At 49.7% G+C, this 25103-nt stretch carries 23 protein-coding genes and 1 riboswitch; of the genes, 12 read left to right on the forward strand and 11 right to left on the reverse strand.

Going from position 1 to position 25103, the window contains the following annotated elements; translation table 11 throughout:
• Positions 1-5: 5 nt before the first annotated feature.
• The 5 genes from KNQ05_RS10645 to KNQ05_RS10665 all read left to right on the forward strand — a co-directional run bounded on the left by KNQ05_RS10645 (position 6) and on the right by KNQ05_RS10665 (position 6508).
• Positions 6-1352, forward strand: coding sequence for a GntP family permease (locus KNQ05_RS10645; protein ID WP_029332123.1), 1347 nt, complete (start codon positions 6-8; stop codon positions 1350-1352).
• A gap of 19 nt (positions 1353-1371) precedes the next feature.
• Positions 1372-2772, forward strand: a complete 1401-nt coding sequence (gnd, locus tag KNQ05_RS10650; protein WP_214766278.1) for a decarboxylating NADP(+)-dependent phosphogluconate dehydrogenase — start codon at positions 1372-1374, stop codon at positions 2770-2772.
• A 219-nt stretch (positions 2773-2991) separates the two neighbouring features.
• Positions 2992-3555, forward strand: a complete 564-nt coding sequence (gene ahpC / locus KNQ05_RS10655; RefSeq protein ID WP_028105377.1) for an alkyl hydroperoxide reductase subunit C — start codon at positions 2992-2994, stop codon at positions 3553-3555.
• Positions 3556-3569: 14 nt separating this feature from the next.
• On the forward strand, positions 3570-5099 hold the full coding sequence (gene ahpF, locus KNQ05_RS10660; protein ID WP_214805359.1) for an alkyl hydroperoxide reductase subunit F: 1530 nt from the start codon (positions 3570-3572) through the stop codon (positions 5097-5099).
• Between the two features lie 866 nt (positions 5100-5965).
• Positions 5966-6508 carry an ECF transporter S component gene (locus tag KNQ05_RS10665; protein WP_029332126.1) on the forward strand — a complete coding sequence of 181 codons (543 nt, stop codon included), beginning with the start codon at positions 5966-5968 and terminating at the stop codon, positions 6506-6508.
• Between the two features lie 62 nt (positions 6509-6570).
• Here the strand turns inward: KNQ05_RS10665 and KNQ05_RS10670 are convergent, their stop codons facing one another.
• Positions 6571-8064, reverse strand: a complete 1494-nt coding sequence (locus tag KNQ05_RS10670) for a malate:quinone oxidoreductase (RefSeq protein ID WP_214805361.1) — start codon at positions 8062-8064, stop codon at positions 6571-6573.
• A gap of 235 nt (positions 8065-8299) precedes the next feature.
• Here KNQ05_RS10670 and KNQ05_RS10675 point away from each other — a divergent pair, with 235 nt between their 5' ends.
• Complete coding sequence (locus KNQ05_RS10675) at positions 8300-9826, forward strand: cryptochrome/photolyase family protein (RefSeq protein WP_214805363.1); 1527 nt, start codon at positions 8300-8302, stop codon at positions 9824-9826.
• Positions 9827-9964: 138 nt separating this feature from the next.
• On the opposite strand, the gene KNQ05_RS10680 is transcribed toward KNQ05_RS10675, so the two are convergent.
• The gene (locus tag KNQ05_RS10680) at positions 9965-11335 is read right to left on the reverse strand and encodes an amino acid permease (RefSeq protein ID WP_214766272.1); all 1371 of its coding nucleotides are present in this window, start codon (positions 11333-11335) and stop codon (positions 9965-9967) included.
• 165 nt (positions 11336-11500) lie between these two features.
• Positions 11501-11577, reverse strand: a riboswitch (glycine riboswitch).
• Between the two features lie 214 nt (positions 11578-11791).
• On the opposite strand from KNQ05_RS10680, the gene KNQ05_RS10685 reads away from it, so the two are divergent.
• Together KNQ05_RS10685 and KNQ05_RS10690 are read left to right on the forward strand one after the other, a co-directional pair.
• Complete coding sequence (locus KNQ05_RS10685; RefSeq protein ID WP_214766270.1) at positions 11792-12334, forward strand: histidine phosphatase family protein; 543 nt, start codon at positions 11792-11794, stop codon at positions 12332-12334.
• A gap of 212 nt (positions 12335-12546) precedes the next feature.
• Complete coding sequence (locus KNQ05_RS10690; protein ID WP_214766268.1) at positions 12547-12909, forward strand: hypothetical protein; 363 nt, start codon at positions 12547-12549, stop codon at positions 12907-12909.
• Positions 12910-12959: 50 nt separating this feature from the next.
• On the opposite strand, the gene KNQ05_RS10695 is transcribed toward KNQ05_RS10690, so the two are convergent.
• Genes KNQ05_RS10695 through KNQ05_RS10705 form a run of 3 tightly spaced genes read right to left on the reverse strand, consistent with a single transcriptional unit; the run spans position 12960 to position 14501 of the window.
• Positions 12960-13490 (reverse strand): NUDIX hydrolase, encoded by a 531-nt coding sequence (locus KNQ05_RS10695; protein ID WP_214766265.1) that lies wholly within the window; start codon positions 13488-13490, stop codon positions 12960-12962.
• Positions 13491-14000: an LURP-one-related/scramblase family protein gene (locus KNQ05_RS10700; RefSeq protein WP_214766263.1), complete on the reverse strand. Its 510-nt coding sequence runs from the start codon at positions 13998-14000 to the stop codon at positions 13491-13493.
• Between the two features lie 21 nt (positions 14001-14021).
• A complete protein-coding gene (locus KNQ05_RS10705; RefSeq protein WP_214766261.1) occupies positions 14022-14501 on the reverse strand; it encodes an LURP-one-related/scramblase family protein in 480 nt (159 codons plus the stop codon).
• 160 nt (positions 14502-14661) lie between these two features.
• Between KNQ05_RS10705 and KNQ05_RS10710 the strand changes: the two genes are divergently transcribed.
• Positions 14662-16248, forward strand: coding sequence for an FMN-binding glutamate synthase family protein (locus tag KNQ05_RS10710; RefSeq protein WP_214766259.1), 1587 nt, complete (start codon positions 14662-14664; stop codon positions 16246-16248).
• A gap of 139 nt (positions 16249-16387) precedes the next feature.
• On the forward strand, positions 16388-17383 hold the full coding sequence (locus KNQ05_RS10715) for a tRNA dihydrouridine synthase (protein WP_088838280.1): 996 nt from the start codon (positions 16388-16390) through the stop codon (positions 17381-17383).
• Between the two features lie 47 nt (positions 17384-17430).
• Here the strand turns inward: KNQ05_RS10715 and KNQ05_RS10720 are convergent, their stop codons facing one another.
• The 6 genes from KNQ05_RS10720 to KNQ05_RS10745 form a co-directional block, all read right to left on the reverse strand.
• Entirely contained in the window at positions 17431-17955 is a 525-nt protein-coding gene (locus KNQ05_RS10720) for an SF0329 family protein (RefSeq protein ID WP_214802377.1), read from the reverse strand.
• A gap of 59 nt (positions 17956-18014) precedes the next feature.
• A complete protein-coding gene (locus tag KNQ05_RS10725) occupies positions 18015-20789 on the reverse strand; it encodes a glycoside hydrolase family 3 protein (RefSeq protein WP_214802379.1) in 2775 nt (924 codons plus the stop codon).
• Positions 20790-20793: 4 nt separating this feature from the next.
• Positions 20794-21897 (reverse strand): alpha/beta hydrolase, encoded by a 1104-nt coding sequence (locus tag KNQ05_RS10730; protein WP_214802384.1) that lies wholly within the window; start codon positions 21895-21897, stop codon positions 20794-20796.
• 255 nt (positions 21898-22152) lie between these two features.
• Positions 22153-23349: a DUF4317 domain-containing protein gene (locus KNQ05_RS10735; protein ID WP_214805365.1), complete on the reverse strand. Its 1197-nt coding sequence runs from the start codon at positions 23347-23349 to the stop codon at positions 22153-22155.
• 125 nt (positions 23350-23474) lie between these two features.
• Positions 23475-23654: a hypothetical protein gene (locus KNQ05_RS10740; protein ID WP_012371875.1), complete on the reverse strand. Its 180-nt coding sequence runs from the start codon at positions 23652-23654 to the stop codon at positions 23475-23477.
• A gap of 28 nt (positions 23655-23682) precedes the next feature.
• On the reverse strand, positions 23683-23901 hold the full coding sequence (locus tag KNQ05_RS10745) for a hypothetical protein (protein ID WP_088838286.1): 219 nt from the start codon (positions 23899-23901) through the stop codon (positions 23683-23685).
• 230 nt (positions 23902-24131) lie between these two features.
• Between KNQ05_RS10745 and KNQ05_RS10750 the strand changes: the two genes are divergently transcribed.
• Both KNQ05_RS10750 and KNQ05_RS10755 read left to right on the forward strand, forming a co-directional pair.
• Positions 24132-24764, forward strand: a complete 633-nt coding sequence (locus KNQ05_RS10750; protein ID WP_214805367.1) for an HNH endonuclease family protein — start codon at positions 24132-24134, stop codon at positions 24762-24764.
• A gap of 49 nt (positions 24765-24813) precedes the next feature.
• Positions 24814-25056 (forward strand): hypothetical protein, encoded by a 243-nt coding sequence (locus tag KNQ05_RS10755; RefSeq protein WP_088838288.1) that lies wholly within the window; start codon positions 24814-24816, stop codon positions 25054-25056.
• Positions 25057-25103 lie beyond the last annotated feature (47 nt).

Genomic DNA, 25103 nt, shown 5'->3' on the forward strand with positions numbered 1-25103 from the left:
GTCACATGCCGTTAGTCATCGTTGCCATTGGGATCATCACATTACTCGTTTTAATCATGGGGTTGAAATTAAACACGTTTGTTTCATTAATCATCGTCTCGTTCGTCGTCGCTATACTACTTGGAATGCCGCTCGACCAAATCGTCACGACGATTGAAGCCGGTCTCGGCGGAACACTCGGTCACCTTGCGCTGATCTTCGGACTCGGTGCAATGCTCGGGAAATTAATTGCTGACGCCGGTGGTGCACAGCGGATCGCGATGACACTCGTCGCGAAATTCGGGGAAAAGAACATTCAATGGGCAGTCGTCGTCGCTTCATTCATCATCGGGATCGCGTTATTCTTCGAAGTCGGACTTGTTCTATTAATTCCAATCGTCTTTGCGATTTCACGTCAGCTTCGCGTCTCGATTCTCTATCTCGGGATTCCGATGGTCGCAGCACTTTCTGTTACACACGGCTTTTTACCACCTCACCCCGGTCCAACTGTCATCGCGGGTGAATACGGGGCAGATTTAGGGCAAGTCTTACTTTACGGTTTCTTAGTCGCTGTTCCGACGGTCATCATCGCCGGACCGCTCTTTACGAAAGTCGCAAAACGTCTTGTGCCGGAATCATTCAAAAAAACAGGTAACATCGCCTCACTCGGCGAACAAAAAGAATTTGATTTAAGTGAAACACCTGGATTCGGAATCAGTGTGTTCACAGCAATGCTACCTGTACTCTTAATGTCGATCGCCACGATTTTGACATTGCTACAAAAAACGCTCGGCTGGGACGGCAATGCGGTTCTTTCTGCCATCCAGTTCATCGGGAATGCTTCCACAGCAATGTTGATTTCGTTACTCGTCGCAGTCTATACGATGGGACTTGCACGTAATATCCCAATCAAGACCGTCATGGATTCATGTACGACAGCGATCACACAAATCGGAATGATGTTACTCATCATCGGTGGTGGCGGTGCCTTCAAACAAGTCTTAATCGATGGAGGCGTCGGTAAATATGTCGCTGAACTCTTTGCTGACACAACACTTTCACCGATTTTACTCGCGTGGTTGATTGCCGCGATCTTACGGATTTCACTCGGTTCGGCGACGGTCGCTTCACTGACGACAGCTGGACTCGTCATCCCGCTCCTCGGTCAATCAGACGTCAACCTCGCCCTCGTCGTGCTTGCGACTGGTGCTGGTAGCTTAATCGCTTCGCACGTCAACGATGCCGGGTTCTGGATGTTCAAAGAATACTTTGGTTTAACTATGAAAGAAACTTTCGCGACGTGGACGCTGCTTGAGACAATCATTTCCGTCTTCGGACTTGGATTCGTCCTCCTCCTCAGTCTCGTCGTCTAAAAAAAGGAGTCGTTACACTATGCTAAATTCAATCGGAGTCATCGGCCTTGGTGTCATGGGACGCAACATCGCCATGAACATGGCGAGCCATGATGAAAACGTCGCTATCTATAACTACACGCCAGACTTAACGGAACAACTCGTCGCGAACCGCGAAGGGTTACCGCTTCATCCGTACTATGACGTCGAAGCCTTCGTCCGCTCACTCGAGCGTCCACGCAAGATTTTCGTCATGGTCACGGCGGGAAGTGCCATCGATTCCGTCATCGGTTCGCTTATCCCGCACCTTGAGACGGGCGATATCATCATGGACGGTGGGAACTCCCACTTCCTCGATACGGAACGTCGCTTTGATCAACTAAACGAGCAGGGCATCGAGTACATCGGTGTCGGTGTCTCGGGTGGTGAAGTCGGAGCCCGGACCGGTCCTGCCATCATGCCGGGCGGAACAAAAGAAGCGTACGATCAAGTTGCGCCGATTTTGACAAAAATTGCAGCACAAGTGAACGGCGACCCATGTTGTGTCTACATCGGACCTAAAGGGGCCGGACACTTCGTCAAGATGGTCCATAACGGAATCGAGTACGCTGACATGCAGTTGATTGCAGAAGCTTACAGCTTCCTCCGTGTCCGTCTCGGACTCGATGTCGAAGAAATTGCGGACATCTTCTCCTCATGGAACGACGGCGAGTTAAAAAGTTATCTGATTGAAATCACGGCTGAGATTTTACGGAAAAAAGATGACGAGACGGGTCTTCCCTTGATCGACGTCATTCTCGATCAAGCCGGTCAAAAAGGAACGGGCAAATGGACGAGCTTGCAGTCCATTGATAATGGGATCGCTTCCTCTATCATTACGGAGGCACTCTTCGCCCGTTATCTCTCTGCCGTCAAAGAAGAACGTGTCGCTGCCGCCTCTGTCCTCGGTGGACCGGAAGCCCGTGCAGCGCTCGACAAAGACGTTTGGATCGAACGCATCCGCCAAGCACTCTACATGGGTAAAATCGCGGCTTACGCACAAGGCTTCACCCAGTACCGGACTTCATCCGAACTGTATGACTGGAACTTACGTCTTGAAGAGATTGCCTTGATTTTCCGTGGCGGTTGTATCATCCGCGCTGAGTTCCTCAATGTCATCAGCGAGGCTTTTGCAACGGACGCATCACTCGACAACTTAATGCTCGCACCGTACTTCGCAGACAAGGTACAGGCGTATCAAACGTCGCTCCGCCAAGTCGTCGCAGAAGGTGCGCTCACAGGTCTTGCGTCACCGTGTCTCAGCACGTCACTGACGTATTACGACAGTTACCGGACAGCGAATTCAAATGCCAACATCCTGCAAGCACAACGTGATTATTTCGGAGCTCATACGTATGCCCGGACCGATCGCGAAGGAATGTTCCATACTGAATGGCAATGACTTATACAGCTCCATCTCCCTGTTTCATTCAGGGAGATAGAGCTCTTTTTTTGTTCACAATTCATTTCTTGAAATAAGAATTTACAGGTTAAACCTTGACAAAAGAGACGCTTTATATGAAATTAGTATTAGATTAGAATTATTCTAGTGTGATAAGTACAGTTATTCTTAACGACTAGAACAGATTCTTAAATAGAACCCAACAGGAGGATTTTTATCATGTCTTTAATCGGAAGTGAAGTAAAACCATTTAGTGCATCAGCATTCCACAACGGAGAGTTCGTCGATCTTACAGACGCTAACCTTCGTGGAAAATGGAGTGTCGTTTGTTTCTACCCAGCAGACTTTACATTCGTTTGCCCGACTGAGCTCGAAGATCTTCAAAACCAATACGCAGCACTCAAAGCGCTTGACGTTGAAGTGTACTCCGTTTCAACAGATACGCACTTTACACATAAAGCTTGGCACGAAACTTCAGAAACAATCGGTAAAATCGAGTACGTCATGATTGGTGACCCGTCACACGTCATCTCACGTAACTTCGAAGTCTTAAACGAACAAGATGGACTTGCTGATCGCGGGACGTTCATCATCGATCCGGACGGCGTCATCCAGACTGTTGAAATCAACGCTGGTGGAATCGGCCGTGATGCAAGTACACTCGTCAACAAAATCAAAGCAGCACAATACGTGCGCAACAACCCAGGTGAAGTTTGCCCGGCGAAATGGGAAGAGGGTTCTGCAACACTCACACCTAGCCTTGACCTCGTAGGGAAAATTTAAGGAGCGGATTTGAGATGGCTTTAGCAGCAGATATTAAAGCACAACTCGCTCAATACCTCGATTTGTTAGAAGGAGACATCGTCCTCGCCGTCAGCGCCGGGACGGACTCCGTCTCACTCGAGATGAGCGAACTCGTCGAAGAAATCGCGAGTATGTCACCACGCATCAGCATCGAACAGGCGACGCTCGCCCGGACACCGAGCTTCAGCGTCAACCGCGCTGGTGAAATAAGTGGAATTACGTTCGCCGGGATTCCGCTCGGTCACGAGTTCACGTCACTCGTCTTGGCTTTGCTCCAAGTCAGTGGTCGTGCGCCGAAGATCGATGCGCCTGTCATCGAACAAATTAAAGGCATCAAAGAGACGTATCACTTCGAGTCGTACATCAGCCTCAGCTGTCACAACTGCCCGGATGTCGTCCAAGCCTTGAACGTCATGAGCGTCCTCAACCCGAACATCAGTCACACGATGATTGACGGTGGAGCGTTCAAAGAAGAAGTCGAGCAAAAAGAAATCATGGCTGTCCCGACGGTCTTCGTCAACGGCGAAGCATTCGGGAACGGACGGATGTCACTCGAAGAGATTCTTGCGAAGCTCGGTACGGGTACAGATGCAGCCGATTTCGCTGACAAAGATCCGTACGACGTCCTCGTCGTCGGTGGCGGTCCTGCCGGTTCAAGTGCCGCGATTTACGCAGCACGTAAAGGCATCCGGACCGGGATTGTCGCAGAACGTTTCGGCGGACAAGTCATGGATACGATGAGCATCGAAAACTTCATCAGCATGAAGTACACGGAAGGTCCGAAACTCGTCGCGAGTCTTGAAGAACACGTCAAGGAGTATGGCATCGATGTCATGAACCTGCAACGGGCAACACGTCTCGAGAAAAAAGACCTCGTTGAGCTGGAACTTGAGAATGGTGCGGTCCTCAAAACGAAAACGTTGATTTTGTCGACAGGTGCACGCTGGCGTAACGTCGGTGTCCCAGGCGAACTTGAGTTCAAGAACAAAGGTGTCGCGTACTGCCCACATTGTGATGGTCCACTCTTCGAAGGAAAACGCGTTGCGGTCATCGGCGGCGGTAATTCCGGTGTTGAAGCGGCAATCGACCTCGCAGGTCTCGTCAAACACGTCACGGTCCTTGAGTTCGCACCTGAACTGAAGGCAGATGCAGTTTTACAACAACGTCTCGCAAGTCTTCCGAACGTCACGGTCGTCGCAAACGCCCAGACGAAGGAAATCACGGGGACGGATAAAGTAAACGGCATCACCTATGTCGAGCGTGAAACAGGCGTTGAACAACACGTTGAGCTGGAAGGCGTCTTCGTCCAAATCGGTCTCGTGCCGAACACGGACTGGCTCGGTGATACGGTGGAACGCAACAAATTCGGTGAAATCCTCGTCGACCGTCATGGTGCGACGAATGTCCCTGGTGTGTTCGCAGCAGGTGACTGTACCGACAGTGTGTATAAACAAATCATCATCTCGATGGGCTCAGGCGCGACAGCTGCACTTGGTGCCTTCGATCATATGATTCGCAATTAATCGTTTAAACGTCTTGCTTCGGCAAGGCGTTTTTTTAATTTAAATACTATGTTTTCATCGATGTACGATTCTTATTTCCATTGCTTTCCTCGGGCATTGCTCCTTGCCTAGCGGACAATGAGTAGGGTCTCGCCTGCCTCTGGCAAGTCGCGTTAATAACGCACTTCAGACTGTAGACAAAGTGATATCGGGAGATCAAGCGTCTTTTTTTCATTGCTTTCCTCGGGCGAGGCGCAAGCCGTTGCTCCTTGGTCCTAGCGGACAATGAGCAGGGTCTTGCCTGCCTCTGAAAGTGCGTTAAAAACGCACTTTTCCCCGCAGGAGTCAACGAAACGTGACACTTTTTAGGTAATACCGTGAGGGAAATCCAGGCATGCAGACGGCTTAGAGCGCAATCCGTCTCGAATCGCTTTTAAAGCGAAAAGCAATCGATCGCGACCCTGCAGCTTTGCTGTAGCGGCGTGACCGATTGCCGCTTTGAAGACGAGGCGAGACAGGGGAGCGCGAACAGATTGCCTCTCGTTATCGCATGTTCACGCTTCATAAGCGTTTGTCTACACGCTGAGTGCGTTAATAACGCACTGTTCCCGTAGGAATCAATGGAAAATAAATCTTTTCCGAGACCATTTGGCTGAAGCACTATGTGAAACACAGATCTTTTAACGCGTATCCTGAATGGTATTGCTCCAACGCGAAAAACAAGCAGAAGCGAATTTGAACGAATACATACGCCGTCTTCCCTCTTCAGTATAAAAAGCAACGGTTCAACTGACCCCTATAAATTGTTCGATATTGACACTTTTAGCTAGTCCAGTATTTTGATAGATTTAAGCTATTCAAAATCTATCATAAAGAAGGTCTGACTCATGCAAAACGCAACACCGTATTCAAGCACTCGTACCCGGCAACTCGTCATCACGTCGATGTCGATTGCACTTGTTTTTGTCGCAACATTCTTTATTAATATTAAATTGCCAATCGCAGCGAACGGCGGACTTGTCCATATGGGGACGGCCATGTTGTTCATTATCGCCCTCTTGTTCGGACCGCGAACTGCCATGATCGCCGGAGCAGTCGGAATGGGACTCTTCGATATCGTATCAGGCTGGACACTTTGGGCTCCGTTCTCGTTCGTCGGACGTGGTCTGCAAGGTTTCGTTGTCGGTTATATTGCCTGGACATATGGTCGTAAAGCAACGAATGTCAGCGTCAACGTACTCGCAATGATTGCTTCTGTTCCATTTATGCTTGGCGTTTACTATATCTGTGAAGGGATTCTTTATAGTAACTGGATCGCTCCTGTTGCTTCAATCCCAGGTAACCTCGTTCAAAACGTCGTCGGAATCCTCGTTGCGATTCCGGTCAGCGCAGCTTTAAAGAAAACAGCATTTTTCCGCCAGCGCGGATAATCCATATGAAAAAGCCCTGTCTCCTAACGATTAGGAAACAGGGCTTTTTCATTTTGTCGTTTTTAATGAATCGGTTGTGCGGCTGTTAGTTTAAGTGTTTCGGTTGTTTCCGCATGGATTTCGTCAAACAGATCCGGGTGCGCAACAAGCGATGTTCCGTATGACGGAATCATCTCCTTGATTTTAGCTGTCCAACCGTCGATTTGATCCGAGAAACATTTTTCGAGCACTTCGAGCATGACCGGTACAGCGGTCGAAGCTCCCGGTGACGCACCGAGTAAGGCCGCAACGGACCCATCCGCCGCACTGACGACTTCCGTTCCGAACTGGAGCGTCCCTTTTCCTTGTGGTGTATCTTTGATGACCTGAACGCGTTGTCCCGCGACGACGACATCCCAGTCTTCAGTTTTTGCGTTCGGAATGAATTCACGTAGCTCGTTCATCCGTTGTTCTGTCGAAAGCAGCACTTGTTCAATCAAATATTTCGTTAAGCCCATTTCTTTTGCTCCGGCAGCAAGCATCGTCAAGACATTGTTCGGTTTGACGGACGCGAGCAAATCGAGATTCGAACCGGTCTTAAGGAATTTCGGTGAGAACCCGGCAAACGGTCCGAATAACAGTGATTTCTGCCCGTCGATGTATCGTGTATCCAAATGCGGGACCGACATCGGAGGTGCTCCGACTTTCGCTTTCCCGTACACTTTTGCATGGTGCCGTTCCGCGATGTCCGGATTTTTACAGACGAGGAACAGACCGCTGACCGGGAATCCGCCGATTTGTTTTGATTCGGGAATCCCTGTTTTTTGGAGCAATGGCAGACTGCCGCCACCGCCGCCGATAAAGAGGAACTTCGCCGTATGATGTTCAATCCGGTTGTCCTGTTCGTTTTTGACTTTGACTTCCCAGCCGCCGTCGACTCGTTTCAAGTCTTCGACGCCGTGCCCATAATTGATTTCAACGCCCTGTCCTGCGAGGTGCGTGAATAAAATCCGTGTCAGCGCACCGAAGTTGACGTCTGTCCCCGAATCAATTTTTGTTGCAGCGATCGGTTCCGGTGACGTCCGCCCTTCCATGATGAGCGGAATCCATTGCTTCAGCTGCTCCGGATCATCAGAAAATTCCATCCCTTTAAAGAGTGGATTCGCTGATAGCGCTTCCAATCGTTTTTTCAGAAACTCGACGTTTTCCGCTCCTTCGACCATACTCATATGCGGAATCGGCATAATGAATTCTTCTGGATTCGGTAAGACGTTTTCTTTGACGAGATGCGACCAAAACTGGCGTGACAGTTGGAATTGTTCATTTACTTTCACGGCCTTACTGATATCGATCGTTCCGTCTGCATTCTCTGTCGTATAGTTGAGCTCACATAACGCGGCATGACCCGTGCCCGCATTGTTCCACTCATTCGAACTTTCTTCCCCTGCGTTCGGTAACTTCTCGAACACTTTAATTGTCATGTCAGGCGCGAGCTCTTTTAATAAGACCCCTAGCGTCGCACTCATGACTCCTGCACCAATCAATATTACGTCTGTTTGTTTAGGCATACTGCTCATGATATCCTTCCTATCCCCGTTGATATTATGGACCTGCCATGAAAAATAGAGCGCTCTCATGACGACAACTTACCTTTCCATTATAACCCTATCACAGGTCGTTCATATATTAAAATATTGGGTGTTTCCGACTTAAAATAGATGCACTTTCCCTGAATCGCACGCGCACATCCTGAGACATACTTTCAGAGAAAGCGGATATATACTCTAGTAGAAGAAAAAGGGGGAATGATTCATGGCGACACGCTGGATTTTTGGCAATCAGCTGAACCACACGTTACCGCTTCTGCAGGAAGCGGATCCGAAACACGATGTCATCCTGATGGTCGAAGCAACGTCCCGCTCGACCTGGAAAATGTACCACAAACAAAAACTGGTGCTGATTTTTTCAGCGATGCGTCATTTCGCAGACGAACTCCGGAATAAAGGGTTTACGGTCGATTACCGGGAAGCGGATTCGTTTGACGAAGCATGGAAGCAGCACCAGCAACAATACAAACCGACGCACCTGCTCTATACAGCCATCACAGACGAACCGATGCGCCGTGCCATGAAAAAATTCCAGGAAAGTCTTCCGAAGACAATCACCGTCGATGTCTGTTCCGACGTTCCGCTCTTTTTGCTGACACAGGACGAAGCCGTCGCCATGCTCGGGGACAAACCGTGGAAGATGGACCGGTTCTATCGTCAACTCCGAAAAGACCGCCTCCTGTTAATGAACGGAACCAAACCGCTCGGTGGAAAATGGTCGTTTGACGCCGATAACCGAAAACCGGCGAAGGACGGCGTCGATTTTAAAGCACCGATCCGGTTCCGGCCGGATCAGATTACGCGTGACGTCATCAACAAAGTCGAGACGACGTTTGCCGATCATCCGGGGCAGCTCGATACGTTCCACTGGCCGGTCACACGACAGGAAGCACAGCGGGCACTCGCCCGTTTCATCGACGAACGGCTTGAGACATTCGGAATCTATCAGGACGCGATGCTGACAGGAAAGGATACGTTATCACACTCTCTCCTTTCCTCGTCGATCAATATCGGGTTGCTGTCACCGGACGAAGTCATCAAAGCCGTTGCCGCAGCGCTCGAAGAACAGGAGGCGCCGCTCAATGCCGTTGAAGGGTTCATCCGCCAGATTCTCGGGTGGCGTGAGTACATGCGGGCCGTCTATTTGAGTGAGATGCCCGGTTATGAACAGGTCAATGTCCTCAAACACGATCGTGACTTGCCGGACTTCTTCTGGGACGGTCAGACGACGATGACCTGCGTCGCCGAGTCGCTCCGCCCTGTCATCGAAACGGCGCACAATCACCATATCCAGCGGCTGATGGTGCTCGGAAACTTTGCCAATCTGTTTGAGATTTCGCCGCAACAAACGGCGGACTGGTTTAATGAAATGTACATCGACGCCTATAACTGGGTTGTCCTTCCGAATGTACTCGGCATGGCCTTGCATGCCGACGGTGGTCTCCTCTCGACGAAACCGTACATCGCGTCGGCGAACTACATCCATAAGATGAGCGACTACTGCGGGAACTGTCCCTTTAATCAGAAGGAGGCCCTAAGTGACGAGGCCTGTCCGTTCAATGCCTTGTACTGGGACTTCATCGCGAGGCACGAGGAACGCTTCTCCGGCAATCAACGGATGACGATGATGTACCGGCAGTGGGCCAAGCGGGACAAAGCGGATCAGCAGGCCATCCGTAAAAAAGCGACGGCATTGAAGAAACAGTTGGCGGACGGACAGTTTCATCGCTGAGTCTGCCACTGCGACAGCTCGACAAAGACCCGACTCCCTGTCTTCTTCGGCAGGCAATCGGGTCTTTGTCTTTCAGCTCAGGAGCGCGGGTGAAAAAAAGTGAGCGCGCCTTTGTCAGACGCTGCTCTGTTTTTTTCATCACGCACTGTGCCGTTCTGCTTTTTGATGTTTTTTCGTCCGCAACTGATACAGGACAAACAATCCGATGAACCAGACCGGTGTCAGGAGTAAGGCCGGACGGGTTTCATCCGCGACGAGCATGACGACGAGGATCAGTCCGAACAATCCGAGGACGAGGTAGTTGACGAACGGTGTCCACGGTGCCTTGAACGTTGACACCGCATGCAGTTCCGGTTGTGTTTTCTTATATTTCAAGTGACAGACGAGAATCACACCCCAGACCCAGATAAAACAGATCGCACTGATTGTCGTGACGATGCTGAAGGCTTGTCCCGGGATCAATTTACTGAGTAACGCTCCGCCCGATACGACGAGTGTCGAGACAAACAAAGCGTTCGCCGGAACATGGTTTTTGTTGAGCTTCGAAAAATTAGCCGGTGCCTGTTTTTGATTTCCGAGATTATAGAGAATCCGACTTGTCGAGAACATTCCGCTGTTACAGGCTGAGGCAGCAGACGTCAAGACAACGAAGTTGATGACGCCAGCAGCAAGCGGGATTCCAATCAAGCTGAACGTTTTAACGAACGGACTTTCCGTCGCATTTAGTCCCGTCCACGGATTGATCATCAGGAGAACCAGTAACGCCCCGACGTAAAAGAAGAGAATCCGTAACGGAATCTTATTGATCGCGGACGGAATATTCTTTTTCGGATCGGCCGTTTCCGCTGCTGAGACCCCGATTAATTCAACTCCGACATAGGCGAAGACGACCATCTGGAACGACAACAGGAAGCCGGTCACACCGTTCGGGAACATCCCGCCGTGTTGCCACAAATTACTGACGGTTACAGGACCTGAATCGGTTTGGAAACCGATGATCAGTAAGACGATCCCGACACCAATCAAACCTAAAATCGTAATGACCTTAATCAAAGCGAACCAAAATTCAAGTTCCCCAAACAGTTTGACCGTCAGTAAATTAAAGCCGAGTAAAATCAGGAGCGAGATCACAGCCGGAATCCACTGCGGAATATCGAACCAGTATTTCACGTACACGCCGACGGCAATGACGTCCGCCATCGCCGTCATGATCCAGCAGAACCAATACGTCCAGCCGGTCACGAACGCGGCACGTGGACCGAGATAATCTTCTGCGATGTCCGTTAATGATCCGTATCCGGTTTTCGACAATAACAATTCTCCCAGTGCCCGCATGACGAAGAAAATCGCAATCCCGACGAGTAAATACGCAAAGACGATCGATGGTCCCGCGAGTTGAATCGCTTTCCCAGATCCTAAAAACAATCCTGTCCCAATCGTTCCCCCAATCGCAATCAACTGGACGTGCCGATTCGATAAATCCCTTTTCAATCCTTCTTGTTGTTCCAAACCTGAACTCCTCCTTGAATGCTTTCTCTAGTTCCCCCGGTCGGACTGTTCTGTCAGTCCAACAAAAAAAAGAGACTGGACGGGTGTCCAATCTCAAAAAAATCATCAGAATAGCAAATAATCATCCCTTGACTGGCGACGCCAATTCAAAGAATCAAGATTTAGTACTACTCTTCTGTCCTTTTGCCTGAGATTGTGAACCCTTCGGCGCCGCATCATGCGGTCTCTCCAGAAGCTGCTCCTGCCATAGTGTGACCCATGACAATCATAGCTTTCTCTTTTATTCGGTTGCTGAGGTGACATAATCACCTGAATTGTTTTTAATACTAGTAATCTTATGATTGTTTGTCAACCGTTTTAGTTTATTCTTTCATTTCTTCTTTCATAGACTGAAACAGGAATCGATGTTGATTTTCTAGAAAAAGTAAATCACTACAGTCAATTAGGAGGATTAACATGAAAAAAATTTACTTGATCCGCCACTGCGAAGCATCAGGACAAGAACCGGACGCTCCGTTGACGGAGAACGGCCATAGACAAGCTAAAGAATTGGTTTCTTTTTTTGAATCCCGTCCCGTCGACCGTATCTTATCAAGCCCTTTTCGCCGAGCAATTGAATCAATCGAAGCTGTTGCTTTTCAGACAAATTGTTCCATCGAAATCCAAGATGATTTGCGCGAACGTGTCCTAAGTCGTCAACCACTGACCGATTGGCAGGAGCATCTCCAAAGAACGTTTACTGATTTTGATTATGCGTGTCCGGGCGGAGAAACGAGTGCAGAAGCGACGCGGCGAATCCAAGACGTCCTGAATGACGTTTGGTCACATTCTGCTGAGACAACTCTTCTTGTCACGCATGGCAATCTACTTGCGCTATACCTCCACTCACTCGATGCCTCTTTTGGTTTTGAACAAGGACAACAACTTCGCAATCCCGATGTATTTCTCGTGACAGAAGTTGACGATGCTCTCGTTTTCGACCAGTTAGATCTCTTCTGATTCCACTGATTGGTTGTACCGACCGTAACGTTCGAGTTCAAAAACGGTTTTCTCGAAATCGAGTAAGCCGTTTTCGATACGTATACCGAACTGAACGGCTCACTCGTCAATCTGCTTGTCTCCGGTGCCGGAATCATCGGAACTTTGTTGGTCTGAAAATCGGCAGTCGCGGAACACCGCGAAAACCGATTCTCCTGACCAGCGGACTCATCATGATTGGCAGTTTCATCGTCACGGTTGCGTTCGGCAACATCTCGCCACTCGTTTCGTACATCTTTGCCTTCATTTCCGGTTTTGCGATGTACATCCAGTATCCGATTTTCATGAACTTGGCACATGAGATGAAAGGGATGACACCACAAAAAATCACCGTCCTCTTCGGTCTGTTTTGGGAAATCGCTTATGCGACGCAGACGATTTTCACCATCATTTGGAGCTATGCCCTCGGTCATATGGGCTATACCGTCTCGATGGTCGTCTTTTTCGTCAGCTGTTCGACTTATCTGCTGTTCAGCTTCTTCCTACCTGAAACAAAACCGAAGCAGACGCAACCCGCTTCGAAAAAAACGGCGTAACATCGCAAAAACCCATCGTGTTTCCTGACAAAAATACGATGGGTTTTTAGTTACAATAACGCGTATGATGTGATGTTGCCGCGTTGTTTACGTAACGCGAACAATGTCGAAATTAAACCTTCATGGTACGGAATGAACGTCCCTGCTTGAATCCGGGCGATGATTTCCTCCTCCGTCGCCCAGGCGACAGCTTGCACTTCTTCCTGTTGCAGGACGAGTGATGTTAAATCAACATCCCTTTCGATTAAGTAGATGTCATCAAATCCCTCGTCAAAATGTGACGTCAAATGCGGGCGCATGCCCTCAAAATCATAGCGCAGGCCAATCTCTTCAAACAGCTCCCGTGCCGCCGCCTGCTGGCTCGTGTCTCCCGCGACCGCACTTCCCCCGACGGTCAAGTCCCATAAATTGGACCAGCCTTCTTTGAAAGGTTGCCGTTGCTGAATCAACATTTCGCCGCTTGAGTTAAACAGACAGACGTGCACGACTAGATGATAATCGCCGTCTTGTAACTTCTTTCCCCGTGTCCATGTCCGTCCTGTTTTCTCGCGGTCCGCTGTATAGATATCCCATTGTTCCATTTACTTCTTTCCCCCTGCCCAATTGTCCGCAAACAGCGTCGAGACCGTTTTGTCTGCTTTCGCCCGGTCGAGTCCGAGCACGACACTTAAAAACAGTGTCTCCGCCGTCTCGTCGAACAGTGTCAATTTATACTGTTTGATGAGGCGAACCCACCGTCTTTTGCCTTGCCCGATTTTGTTTCCTTGATACGTGACACTAAACGTCATCGTCGCCCAGTTGATGTCGATCTGCAGGTCCCGGCTGTCAATCCGGTAATCCGCAAACATCAAAAACCCGGTTTTTTGAATGGTCGCAACGACACGCCCGTCCACTTCCACAAGGATATGCGGCAGCATGCTGAACGTCTGTTTCGTCACGCGGCCGACGTCGGCTGCTTCTTGCACAAGCTGCCAGTTTTTCTGCATTTGCAACAACTGCCCGGTCACTTCATGCGTGACGTGTCCGGCTTCATCTTCAATTGTAAAACGACGGTTCAAATCCATCGTCTGGTTCATCAAAAGTGCTTTCATCGGTTCCTCCCTGAGTTCGGTTTATGAACTTGCCTCTTCGTCCTCTTTGACACAGTCAATTGCGACGACCAGCGCAATCAACACCTTCTCGACATCAGGATCAAAGACTTGAATCTCGTAACTGTCACCAAACGTGAACCATTTTTTCTCGACGCTTCCGACGACTTCACCATGACGTTTGATTTGAAAATCCATGTCCCACCAATCGCCGTCGATTTCTAAATCTGCCGCGTCAATCGTGTAACGGTCTTTAAAGAATGTAAATGATTTTTCGATCGTCAGTGTTTCGCCATCGACCTCAACAAAAAACTTCGGCAACAGGCTGAATACTTTCTTCGTGATGGTGGCGACTTCTTCCCCGTCGACGCTCGAAATCGAAAAGGTCTTCGGAATTTGCATGAAGCTCCCTTCGATGAGATAGACATCCTGTTCCTGCTGATCTTGAATCGAAAAACGCCCCCGTAAACTAAATACTTTCTGTTTCATGTAAAGTGTGTGCATGGCTCTTCATCCTTTCGAAATTCAGAAGTTTTATTATTCTACGCACCACACTAGTATTTAGTTTCAACACAATACGAATATTTCACATAGTTAGTTAGGTTTGTTAGCGTCTCGTGAGTGGTATCGGATTAAGACTACAGTTCGCTTAGGAGGTCCACTCATGCCCATCCATACCGTCATCTTGATTACCTTACTTCTGCTCGTTGCGCTCGTCTTCATCGTCCCGCTTATTGTCGTTCTCTACTTATGGGTGACCGATTCACGTCAAAAAGAACATGCCGTCCTCCGAAATTTTCCCGTCCTCGGTAAAATGCGTTATATCTTAGAAAAGATGGGTCCGGAACTTCGGCAATACCTGTTCTTGAACAACAATGAAGGAAAACCATTTTCCCGAAACGATTACAAATCAGCCGTCATCGCCGGTAAATACAATTCACGGATTCTCGGTTTTGGATCAGAACGTGACTTCGATGAAGCCGGTTTTTATATCCAGAATGCCCTCTTTCCGACGAACCGCGATGAACTCCGGGTCGCGAACGATAACAAAGTCCCGACCTACTTATATGAACTCGATCAAGATAATTTATTCACCCGGAAAGAACATCTCGTCGAAAAACAAGTCGCGCCCTTTTTATTACAGGACAACGACGCCCCCATCATCGGTGAAGCGACGTGCCGCCAGCCGTTTCAAGTCCGCGGACTGATTGGGCAATCAGCGATGAGCTTCGGAGCACTTGGAGACCGGGCGATCACTGCGCTGTCGATTGGCCTCGGACGTGCCCAAGGCGCCTGGATGAACACGGGCGAAGGTGGTCTGTCCGACCACCATTTAAAAGGCGACGTCGATATCATCTGCCAAATCGGTCCCGGACTGTTTGGAGTCCGGACGGAAGACGGTGACTTTTCATTCGAAGAATTTGAACAGAAAAGTCGAATTCCTCAAGTCAAAGCATTTGAATTAAAACTTGCCCAAGGTGCAAAAACGCGTGGCGGGCACCTCGAAGGCGAAAAAGTCACACCGGAGATCGCCAAGGTCCGGAAAGTCAAAGCCGGTGTCGGCATCGATAGTCCGAACCGCTTTAATGAGTTCAAGACGAACGCCGAGATGCTGGCATTCGTCGAGAAGTTACGCGACATCGGTGGGAAGCCGGTCGGCCTCAAAATCGTCGTCGGGAAAGTCGATGATATCAAGGACCTCGTCGCCTATATGGCGGACTCCGGCAAACATCCCGATTTCATTACGATTGACGGCGGCGAAGGCGGGACCGGGGCGTCGTTCCAGGAGCTCGCCGACGCGGCAGGTCTTCCGATCAAATCGGCCCTCCCTTATGTCCATCAGCTCCTCGTCGCATACGGGATTCGCGACCGGATCAAACTGTTTGCGTCCGGTAAGTTGATCAGTGCTGATAAGATTGCCGTCGCCTTAGCGCTCGGTGCTGATTTCGTCAACATCGCCCGCGGCCTGATGTTTAACGTCGGTTGCATCCAGGCGCAAGTCTGTCACACAAACCATTGTCCGGTCGGTGTTGCGACGACGGACCCGAAACTGCAAAAGGCCCTCATCGTCGACGAGAAGAGCTTCCGGGTGACGAACTACATCATCTCGCTTCGGGAAGGGCTCTATAATTTGACGGCAGCGGCCGGACTTGAAAGCCCGACGCAGCTGACGGCAGAACACATCATCTACAAGGATCAAAATGGTCATGTCACGAAAGCAACGGCGCTGAACTACAATCCATTGAAATGATTGACGTGTGCAAGCAGCTGACTCCTACGATCTGTGGAGTCAGCTGCTTGCACTTTTTCTGCAATACGCTTAAAGTATATAGTTGATGAAATTTTAATTGAGCAAAACGAATTACCTTAAGGAAAGGGTTTTATATACGATGAAAAACAACTTTTGGCAGGACCTGCCACGACCATTTTTTGTACTTGCACCAATGGAAGATGTCACCGACGTCGTCTTCCGTCACGTCGTCGCGAAAGCAGCGCGGCCGGATGTCTTCTTCACTGAATTTACGAACACCGAGAGTTACTGTCATCCGAAAGGCAAACAGAGTGTCCGCGGACGCCTCGAGTTCACGGAAGACGAACAGCCGATGGTCGCCCACATTTGGGGCGACAAACCGGAATATTTCCGCGAGATGAGTATCGGGATGGCAGAAATGGGCTTTAAGGGCATCGACATCAACATGGGCTGCCCGGTCCAGAACGTCGCCGTCAACGGAAAAGGATCAGGACTGATCAATCGTCCCGACGTTGCGGCTGAATTGATTCAAGCAGCGAAAGCCGGCGGTCTGCCGGTCAGCGTCAAGACGCGTCTCGGCTATTCGAAAATCGAGGAGTGGCATGACTGGTTACGCCACATTCTCGAGCAGGATATTGCCAATCTGTCGATTCACCTGCGGACGCGTAAAGAAATGAGTGCCGTCCCGGCGCACTTCGAACTGATTCCGGAAATCAAGAAACTCCGGGATGAAATCGCGCCGCAAACGCTCCTGACGATCAACGGGGACATCAACGACCGGCAGCACGGTCTGGAACTCGTCGAGCAGTACGGTGTCGACGGTGTCATGATCGGCCGCGGGATTTTCCATAACCCGTTTGCGTTCGAAGTCGAAAAGAAAGAGCACTCGAGCGAAGAGTTACTAGGCTTGTTACGTCTGCAACTCGACCTGCATGATCAGTACTCATCTGAATTCGAACCCCGTCTGTTCAAACCGCTCCGCCGGTTCTTCAAGATTTATGTCCGCGGTTTCCGCGGGGCGAGCGAACTGCGCGCCCGTTTGATGGAGACGAATTCAACGGATGACGTCCGGGCGCTGCTCGACGAATTCGTCGAACAAGAAGGCATTCACGCCGTCAATTCGTTTTCGATTTAATGTAATCATGTGAAAGAGCAAGGCCACGCGCCTTGCTCTTTTTGTCGTCAGTTCGCTACCGCTTCCAGTCGAATCTTTAAACAGGTGAATTCAAATGGTGTGTCGCAGGTCACCCGTTCAAGCCGCCGCTTTCCGACACGCCGGTCGAGCAAGGCAAAGCCGCGGATAAAGGCATGGGGATGCGTCAACGCTTCTTCAATTGATAGTGTCGGGTACAACAGAAAATTCTGTTGGACGGCATAATTGGCATGCCATCCCTCTTGTTCCAACTCCCGTTCGATTTGCTGGTCTAATTCACTTGATGCCTTATACCAGTCTGATTGAAAGATTTCCAACGTAATCTGTTCCGGCTTTTCCGGCAAGCGGTTCTTCACCAACGCATAACGACGATCTGACTCTAATGTAAAACGTAAATCTTCGGCCTTAAAAAAGGGTTTTCCATCCAGTGTCATCCAGACTCGAGCTTCGCCGTCATGAAAATGACGATCGACTGTTGCATAGAGATTTATACGTGTCTGAAGCGATGGTGCGACAAACGACAACATCTGTTTTTTTATTTTTGAGAATTGCACCGGGTCCTCCTTTTACACACATCAAACACCAGGCAGCAACTGACTGCCTGGTGTTTAGTTTACCCGTTCTTCATATCGAACGACTCCGTCAACGTGAAAGTAATTTGCTTCACATCAAGACCCCCGAGCGTAAAGTAGAGCTTGAAGTAATTATGCGGATTAAAGACGAAAACGTCTTTCGTTTGCGTCACCCATTCGCCGTTCGTCCCGTTGAATGTAAAGGTCGCGACCGGCATATTGTTCGCAAACAGCGTCACCGGCATCTGCGCCAGCTCACCGGCAAACGAACGTACTTCTAGCGAAACATGATACATACCTGTCTCTTCTGCAGTCACAGCAAAAACATGACTGTTCCCAGTTGACGTAACAAGTTCATCGAAGACCAGTGGCACACCACTGATGAGTGGTTGATGCGTCATGGCTTGTTCGTTTGTATCCATTGTTTCTTCTGGTAATCCTATCACTTCAACTGTCGCTTCTTGACCAAGCGCCCGTTCCATGACCGGTGAGCGGAGAATGAAGCGGCAAATGTTTGATGCACTCCGGAGTAGCTCCGCCCGTGTCAATGTGCCGTCAGTGATTGATGTTAATGTATCATCCTCAAACGGATTGGCACCCGATTCACCGACGACCATGTATAAATCGTTTTGCGAACGGACCATCGCTGCCGTTTGTTGACGGTTCGCGTCCGTTCCTTCAGCATTGATCTTCGCCCACCAGTCGGTCATGACGACACCTTCAAAGCCCCACTCGTCACGCAGAATCCGGGTGTTCTGATCATAGAGTCCAGCTGTCCAAAGGCCATTGACGGCACCATACGTCGTCATAATCGCATAGGCCTGTCCGCGTTTGACAGCATGCTCAAATCCTTTGAGATAAATCTCCCGTAAGGCCCGTTCCGAGACAATCGAATCGAGATCATGGCGATGGAATTCCTGGTTGTTGGCGCTTAAATGTTTAAGTGTTCCCGTCACGCCGACCCGGTGCATCCCGTCCAGTTCAGCGACCGCCATCATCCCCGTCAGGTGCGGATCTTCCGAGAAGTACTCGAAATTTCGGCCGTTGAGCGGATGACGGTGAATGTTCATGCCCGGTCCGAGCAAGGTATCGACGCCGTTTTTCCGAAGTTCAAGACCTGTCATCTCAAATAAGTCAGCCACGAGCTCGACGTTAAAGGTCGAGGCGACAAGCGTCCCGTTCGGAAGCGAAAAGGCTTTTGTTCCGATATCCATCCGGATGCCGGACGGACCGTCGGCACAGCAGGCTGCCGGGATCCCGAACGCCGTCAGCCGGTCGGTCACGCCGCCAAACGCCGCCGCTGTTCCCGGTGTGACACGCGGTGAATTCATCCCTTCACCGCGGACGATCGCGGCGAGATCCTCATCCGTCAACTGATCGAGGAACACGTCGAGTGATGTGTTGCCTTCGTAAACGTCCTGCAATGTCAGTCCTTGATCGTCCGAGTAGATCCGCTCTACGGGACGTTCCGCTAAGCGACGGGCTTCCGGATCAATCGTCCGCAGCGATGTTGCTTCGTACGACACGTCGTAACCGGTCTCCGTCTGTTGCGGCTTCAAGCGGTCGAATGCCGTGACCGGTGCCATGTTTTCGCTTAACGTCTCGATCACCTGTAACTGCCCGATCGTTTGCGTGGCCACGTGCGCCGCCGTCCGGACATCTGTTCCGACGTACAGATGATATGCTCCCGCTTCGATGACGTAAGACGATTTATGACCGGTCAGACCGGAGTCATCGTAGCTCGCGTATTCTGTCAGTGGAACCGTTAACGTCAGCGTTTCACTTTGACCCGCTTCAAGGAGTTGGGTCTTCGCGAACGTCACAAGTCCACGGGCCGGATTGCCGAGCTTCCCTTGTGGTTTCTCAAGATAGACTTGGACGACTTCTTTTCCGCTGTGCTCTCCTCTATTCGTGACGGTGACGGTTAACGTCACCTGTTGCTCCGTCATATCGATCGTCTCCGTCGCGACGTCAAACGTCGTATAGGATAAGCCGAATCCGAACGGATAGAGAACGTCGTCTTTCGCAAACGTCTCGAAGTAACGGTACCCGACATAGATGTCTTCTTTGTAAATCGCCCGGTCTTCGTGACCGAAGTACGGTGTCGACGGATACGCATCAAGTGAACGGGCAATCGTATCCGGCAGTTTCCCGGATGGTGTGACAGCGCCCGTCAAGAGATCGACCAAAGCATTGCCGCCTTCCATCCCGCCTTGCCATCCGTACAGAATCGCACTCGGATTGAAATCGACTGCCCACTGCATATCGATGACGTTCCCGACGTTCAGTAAAACAACCGTCTTCGGGAAGGTCTGCGAGACTTTTTCGATCAACGTCAACTCGACGTCCGTCAGCAGATAACTGCCCGGGTCCGCCGTGTTATCCCGGTCTTCACCGGCTGTCCGGCCAATCATGACGATGGCGACATCTGACTGTTCCGCTGCGGCTGCGACCAACTCATCGCTAACCGGCATTTCTTCCTGTGACCATGTTTCTGCCGCCCAACCTTCCCCTTTATCAAACGGGTGATCTTCGAGCCATGCTTCATAGACGTCGAGTAACGACTGGTTCAGTGTCAAATCCGGATGACGTTGCAGGGCTTCGAGCGGACTGACTACGTATGAGACGTTGACCATTCCACCTGATCCTGTTCCACTTTTATAATAATTGAACTGATTGCGTCCAAAAACAGAAATCGTTGTCCCGGTAGCAAGTGGTAACGTCTGATTATCATTTTTTAACAGGACCGCGCCTTCTGCGGCCGTCTTTCGTGCAAGTGCTGTATAAGCGTCCCAATCTAGCGTGTATGTCGTCATCTGCTCATCCCCCTATGGTGTTTGTATCAGATTTTATCTCAGCAAACCGTTTCTGAAGACCGTTCGCGATTTCCGTGATGCAGTCTTCCGCTTGCGGGTATTGCCCGAGTTTTTCAATGAAGGCATGATCCATGCCGTTGTACTGAATCCGTTTTGTTTTGACGCCGGCCCGCGCGAGTTTCCGTCCGTACGCTTCGCCTTCAAGACGGAGGTAATCGTACTCTGCCGTGATGATTAACGTTTCCGGTAATTCTGCCAGCTTGTCACTGAAGAGTGGTGAGACGTGCGGATCCTGTACGTCCGTCGTCCCTTGCAGGTACAAGCGGTTTAACAAGCCATCCGTGTCTTCAAGTGCTGTGACGATCCCTTCAAGTAACTCACGATTTTCGTTCATCTCGTACGCGTCAAGACGCCACTCGAAGTCGTCCGTCGGCAAGGCGGCAAGATTGATGACCGGATAGAGCAGGACTTGGTACTGGATCATCTCTGTCTGTTGTTCGCGGTCAAGCAGGGCACAGACGGTCGCCAGGTTGCCGCCGGCACTGTCGCCGGCGACGGCTAGCTGCTCGCTGTTGATGCCGAGCTCATGCGCCTGTTCGTAGACCCATCTGACGGCCGCGAAACAATCGTTCAGACCGCTCGGGAAAGGATGTTCCGGTGCCAGCCGGTAATCGACGGAAATGACGACGACGTGCGCCCTTTCTGCCAGCAACTTACACGGGTGCTCGACCGGTTCAAGCGTCCCGCCGAAAAAGCCGCCGCCGTGAAAGTAGAGAACAGCCGGTAACGGTTCCGTCGACCGGGGACGATAGATTCGTGCCGGAATCGGTTGTTCCCTACTTGGAATCATGATGTCTTCCGTCGTGATGTCTGTCGTCGTCAGGTCGGTATTGACCCAGCCCATCCCGGCCCGTGCCGCTTCGAGTGAAAACGGGATGGGTTCCGGTGAAGGCACTTGCTGCTGCATCACGTCCATGACCCGTGGATCGAGCACACCTTTTTCTTGACGGTCCGGCACCGATTTGATAACGACTTCAACGCCATCTTGCAGTTCCCCGGTCGTTTTTTCCGCTAACCGATCGACCAATTGCTGATAATCCTGTCCCATGCATCTTCCTCCTTTAACTCCATCATTTGCTTGCTTATCAGAGATTATTCATTTGTCAAAATAAGTATCGAAACCGCTTTCGTAAATCTCAAAAAATTTTTAGGATCCCCTTTATCAATAAAAAGAGACCGCTTACAAAACCAATCATACGCATCTTTATCCGATTAATCAATCATTCTGGATGATTCCAAAAAAGCCACTCATCTTTCGCGTGCTTCCCTTGTCGGAATGACGTGAAATGAGTGGCTTTTTGACTTAACTTAAAATATTTTCTTCGGAAACAAGCTTAAAGCCGTCAATGATTGTATCTTCCTCGACTTCGATCAACAGACATTGTTTGCCGTTGTAATTGACTTGCTTAATATACTTCAAGTCTTGCGGACTGACCGTGATGTTTGCGACTTTCGTATTGATTTTAATTGATTTCGCTTCATAGTTCGGGACGATGTTGCTCGCCTTCATTTCGTACGTCGTATCATCGATGACTGTTTTGAAGGCCCGCTCGACCTGTTCCGTGTCGACGTCTTCGATGCCGCTCGCTTTTAGGACCCGTTCGACTTCTTTGACGTCAAGCATCGGTATCTCTTCCGTCTCATCTTCCTTTTCGTCTTCAAGGACAAGCAGGTGATTGACTTCTTCATAGACACCGGCAAGCGTCTTTGAATCGACTTCTTCGCCGATGACGAGCTTGACGATTTCTTCAAAGACCGCTTTATCTTCTTCCGCCGTCACGATTTGGTCCCCGTTCAGGACATTTTCGATGAAGGCAAGGTCCGGTTTATTCGGCTTGCTTGCTGTGTAAAGGACACGGTTAACGTCCGCCGCATTGTCCGTAAAGCACGGGAATAAAAAGCCGCCGATCGGTGACGCGAGTTTAATGACCGGATTGATCAGCAGGTTCGACTTAAATTCGAGATCGACATAGTCAAAGACGAGCGACTGTTTCGGCAGTTCCGTCTGATTAAGACTGCTGAGGATGAATGGCGTCGTATAGACTTCATCGTTTTTATCGACTTCCGTCTCGTCTGCCTGACGTTTCGTCGTCTTGTAATACTGTCCCCGGATGAACGTGACGACGATATCATTGTCGTACTGAACGTCCTGGACCATCTTCAGCGCAATCTGTTGCATCTGTTCCGTCCAGTCTTCCGTCTCTTCCGTGTAGAGCCCTTCGTACAACAGTTGTTGCGTATGTCCGGTCGCACCTTCTTCCGGTTGCTGGAATTTGACTTCAAACAGCTTGATGTCGAGCTTACCGGTTAAAACTTTCTTGAAGTTCGCCAGGAACAGTTCCTGTTGCTCGAGTTCGAGAAAAGCGAACGGTCGGCTTTCTTCATAGAAAATTTCACTCGTTTCCTTGCGGATATATACATTATAAATTTCGTTGATTTTAAGTAGTTCCGAGTCGACCTTAAAATGGCGACGGATATCACTGATGTCTTGTTTGTTCATGATGCGATTTCAGCTCCTTGGCGTTTGAATTCCTCGTGGCTCCTAAAAAAGGAGTGCCTCCTGTCCAAGTCGAACAGAGGTACCCCTTTACTATACAAGATTTGAATCAGATTCGCTGACAGAGTTCAATTCTTTGCCCGGGAACTGAATAAATAATGTCTAATTAGATAACCGACCAGAACAATCAGCAACGCGATGGAAAAGTAGACGATGAAATTCAGCGCGACCGGCAGAAAAATCGAGACGACATAAATGATCATCACCGTAACGGCATAAAACAGTAAAAACTGGCTGATGGCTTTCAATGGATTTCTCCTTTCGACGGAATTCGTATCAATCCTGTTCGAAGGCTCTAAAACTGTAAGAGTTCGTAATTGGTTCATGGATCACCAATTCGTAGCCGAGACCTCGTTCATCCGCTTGCTCGACAATCGACTCAATCTGAACCGTATTAAGGTGGCGTTGGACGAAGACGAGTGAAATGGCTACCGCGAACGCTAAACCAGTTAAAAGAACGATAGATGTAATAGATGAATGTAACCTTTTTTTCATGGTCTCAGCCCCTTTTTCAATTAATACGTTTTATTTCATCGAAAGTTCCTAGTTTTATTATTATGGCAGTTTTATAAATCTACTTTCTTTGTGTCTTCATATTGTCCATGTCAATACCATTTAATTTTTGTAATTTTTACATGATTTCAACCCTTTAAAAAAAATTCAATGGCATACTGAAAAATGTAAGAGGATTCTCTCATCATAACCTACATAAGAGGAGGCAGTTCATGTTCCAGAAACTCAAGTTACTCGCCGTATCCGTTGTCTTGTTCCTCACTGCATTTCAGTTCGACCTTTCACCCGTCTCGGCACTCCCGTCCGGACTTCCGTCAAAAGCAACCGCTCAGTCTGAATTAAATGCATTAACGGTCAAGACCGAGGGCACGATGACCGGTTACTCCCGTGATCTTTTCCCGCATTGGAGCAGCCAAGGTGGTGGATGTGACACACGTCAAGTCGTCTTGAAACGCGATGCGGATTCTTACGTCGGCAATTGTCCGGTCACGTCCGGCTCATGGTACAGTTATTACGATGGACTGACGTTCACGAACCCATCCGACCTCGACATCGACCACGTCGTGCCGCTCGCTGAAGCATGGCGTTCTGGGGCAAGCAGCTGGACGACGACGACCCGTCAAGCATTCGCAAACGACCTCGAAGGTCCGCAACTGATTGCGGTTTCTGCAAGCTCGAACCGTTCAAAAGGAGACCAGGATCCATCAACATGGCAACCGACACGCTCGGGTGCAAGCTGTGGTTACTCGAAGATGTGGATCCATACAAAAAGTCGCTGGGGCTTAAGTCTCCAAGCAGCCGAAAAAACAGCATTACAAACGATGTTAAACACATGTTATTACTAAAAGAAGCACACATTCCCCATAAATCAAGTTATCCGGAAGGACTGATTCGATGGAAACGAAAACCTCTACTTTCACCGCCACGCATGGTGTGATGACAAATGAAGTCGGCGTCATCAGCGGCGAGCTGGAATTACGGACGACATGCCAGGAGGACGGCATGCTGGAGCTTGCGATTTTATATGCCGGGGCAACAGACGTCTATACCTTACCAGGGAAAGATTATCAGTTATATGATGCCCGCGATCATGACGTGGTACACCGGATGTTAGCAACTGTGCTTGAACGTACTTAAGAAGAGAAAAAGCAGCCATGGCGAAGGTTCTCGTCTTGGCTGCTTTT

Source organism: Exiguobacterium sp. s125 (genome assembly GCF_018618605.1).
Lineage (GTDB): Bacteria > Bacillota > Bacilli > Exiguobacteriales > Exiguobacteriaceae > Exiguobacterium_A > Exiguobacterium_A oxidotolerans.

What these genes read in the sequence shown, in the direction of transcription:
- KNQ05_RS10690 (WP_214766268.1), top strand. Translation starts at nt 12,547, where the DNA reads ATGATTGGCAGTTTCATCGTCACGGTTGCGTTCGGCAACATCTCGCCA.
- KNQ05_RS10665 (WP_029332126.1), top strand. Translation starts at nt 5,966, where the DNA reads ATGCAAAACGCAACACCGTATTCAAGCACTCGTACCCGGCAACTCGTC.
- KNQ05_RS10705 (WP_214766261.1), bottom strand. Translation starts at nt 14,501, where the DNA reads ATGCACACACTTTACATGAAACAGAAAGTATTTAGTTTACGGGGGCGT.
- gnd (WP_214766278.1), top strand. Translation starts at nt 1,372, where the DNA reads ATGCTAAATTCAATCGGAGTCATCGGCCTTGGTGTCATGGGACGCAAC.
- ahpF (WP_214805359.1), top strand. Translation starts at nt 3,570, where the DNA reads ATGGCTTTAGCAGCAGATATTAAAGCACAACTCGCTCAATACCTCGAT.
- KNQ05_RS10745 (WP_088838286.1), bottom strand. Translation starts at nt 23,901, where the DNA reads ATGAAAAAAAGGTTACATTCATCTATTACATCTATCGTTCTTTTAACT.
- KNQ05_RS10730 (WP_214802384.1), bottom strand. Translation starts at nt 21,897, where the DNA reads ATGGGACAGGATTATCAGCAATTGGTCGATCGGTTAGCGGAAAAAACG.
- ahpC (WP_028105377.1), top strand. Translation starts at nt 2,992, where the DNA reads ATGTCTTTAATCGGAAGTGAAGTAAAACCATTTAGTGCATCAGCATTC.
- KNQ05_RS10700 (WP_214766263.1), bottom strand. Translation starts at nt 14,000, where the DNA reads ATGAAAGCACTTTTGATGAACCAGACGATGGATTTGAACCGTCGTTTT.
- KNQ05_RS10710 (WP_214766259.1), top strand. Translation starts at nt 14,662, where the DNA reads ATGCCCATCCATACCGTCATCTTGATTACCTTACTTCTGCTCGTTGCG.
- KNQ05_RS10685 (WP_214766270.1), top strand. Translation starts at nt 11,792, where the DNA reads ATGAAAAAAATTTACTTGATCCGCCACTGCGAAGCATCAGGACAAGAA.
- KNQ05_RS10695 (WP_214766265.1), bottom strand. Translation starts at nt 13,490, where the DNA reads ATGGAACAATGGGATATCTATACAGCGGACCGCGAGAAAACAGGACGG.
- KNQ05_RS10715 (WP_088838280.1), top strand. Translation starts at nt 16,388, where the DNA reads ATGAAAAACAACTTTTGGCAGGACCTGCCACGACCATTTTTTGTACTT.
- KNQ05_RS10755 (WP_088838288.1), top strand. Translation starts at nt 24,814, where the DNA reads ATGGAAACGAAAACCTCTACTTTCACCGCCACGCATGGTGTGATGACA.
- KNQ05_RS10670 (WP_214805361.1), bottom strand. Translation starts at nt 8,064, where the DNA reads ATGAGCAGTATGCCTAAACAAACAGACGTAATATTGATTGGTGCAGGA.
- KNQ05_RS10675 (WP_214805363.1), top strand. Translation starts at nt 8,300, where the DNA reads ATGGCGACACGCTGGATTTTTGGCAATCAGCTGAACCACACGTTACCG.
- KNQ05_RS10735 (WP_214805365.1), bottom strand. Translation starts at nt 23,349, where the DNA reads ATGAACAAACAAGACATCAGTGATATCCGTCGCCATTTTAAGGTCGAC.
- KNQ05_RS10725 (WP_214802379.1), bottom strand. Translation starts at nt 20,789, where the DNA reads ATGACGACATACACGCTAGATTGGGACGCTTATACAGCACTTGCACGA.
- KNQ05_RS10645 (WP_029332123.1), top strand. Translation starts at nt 6, where the DNA reads ATGCCGTTAGTCATCGTTGCCATTGGGATCATCACATTACTCGTTTTA.
- KNQ05_RS10750 (WP_214805367.1), top strand. Translation starts at nt 24,132, where the DNA reads ATGTTCCAGAAACTCAAGTTACTCGCCGTATCCGTTGTCTTGTTCCTC.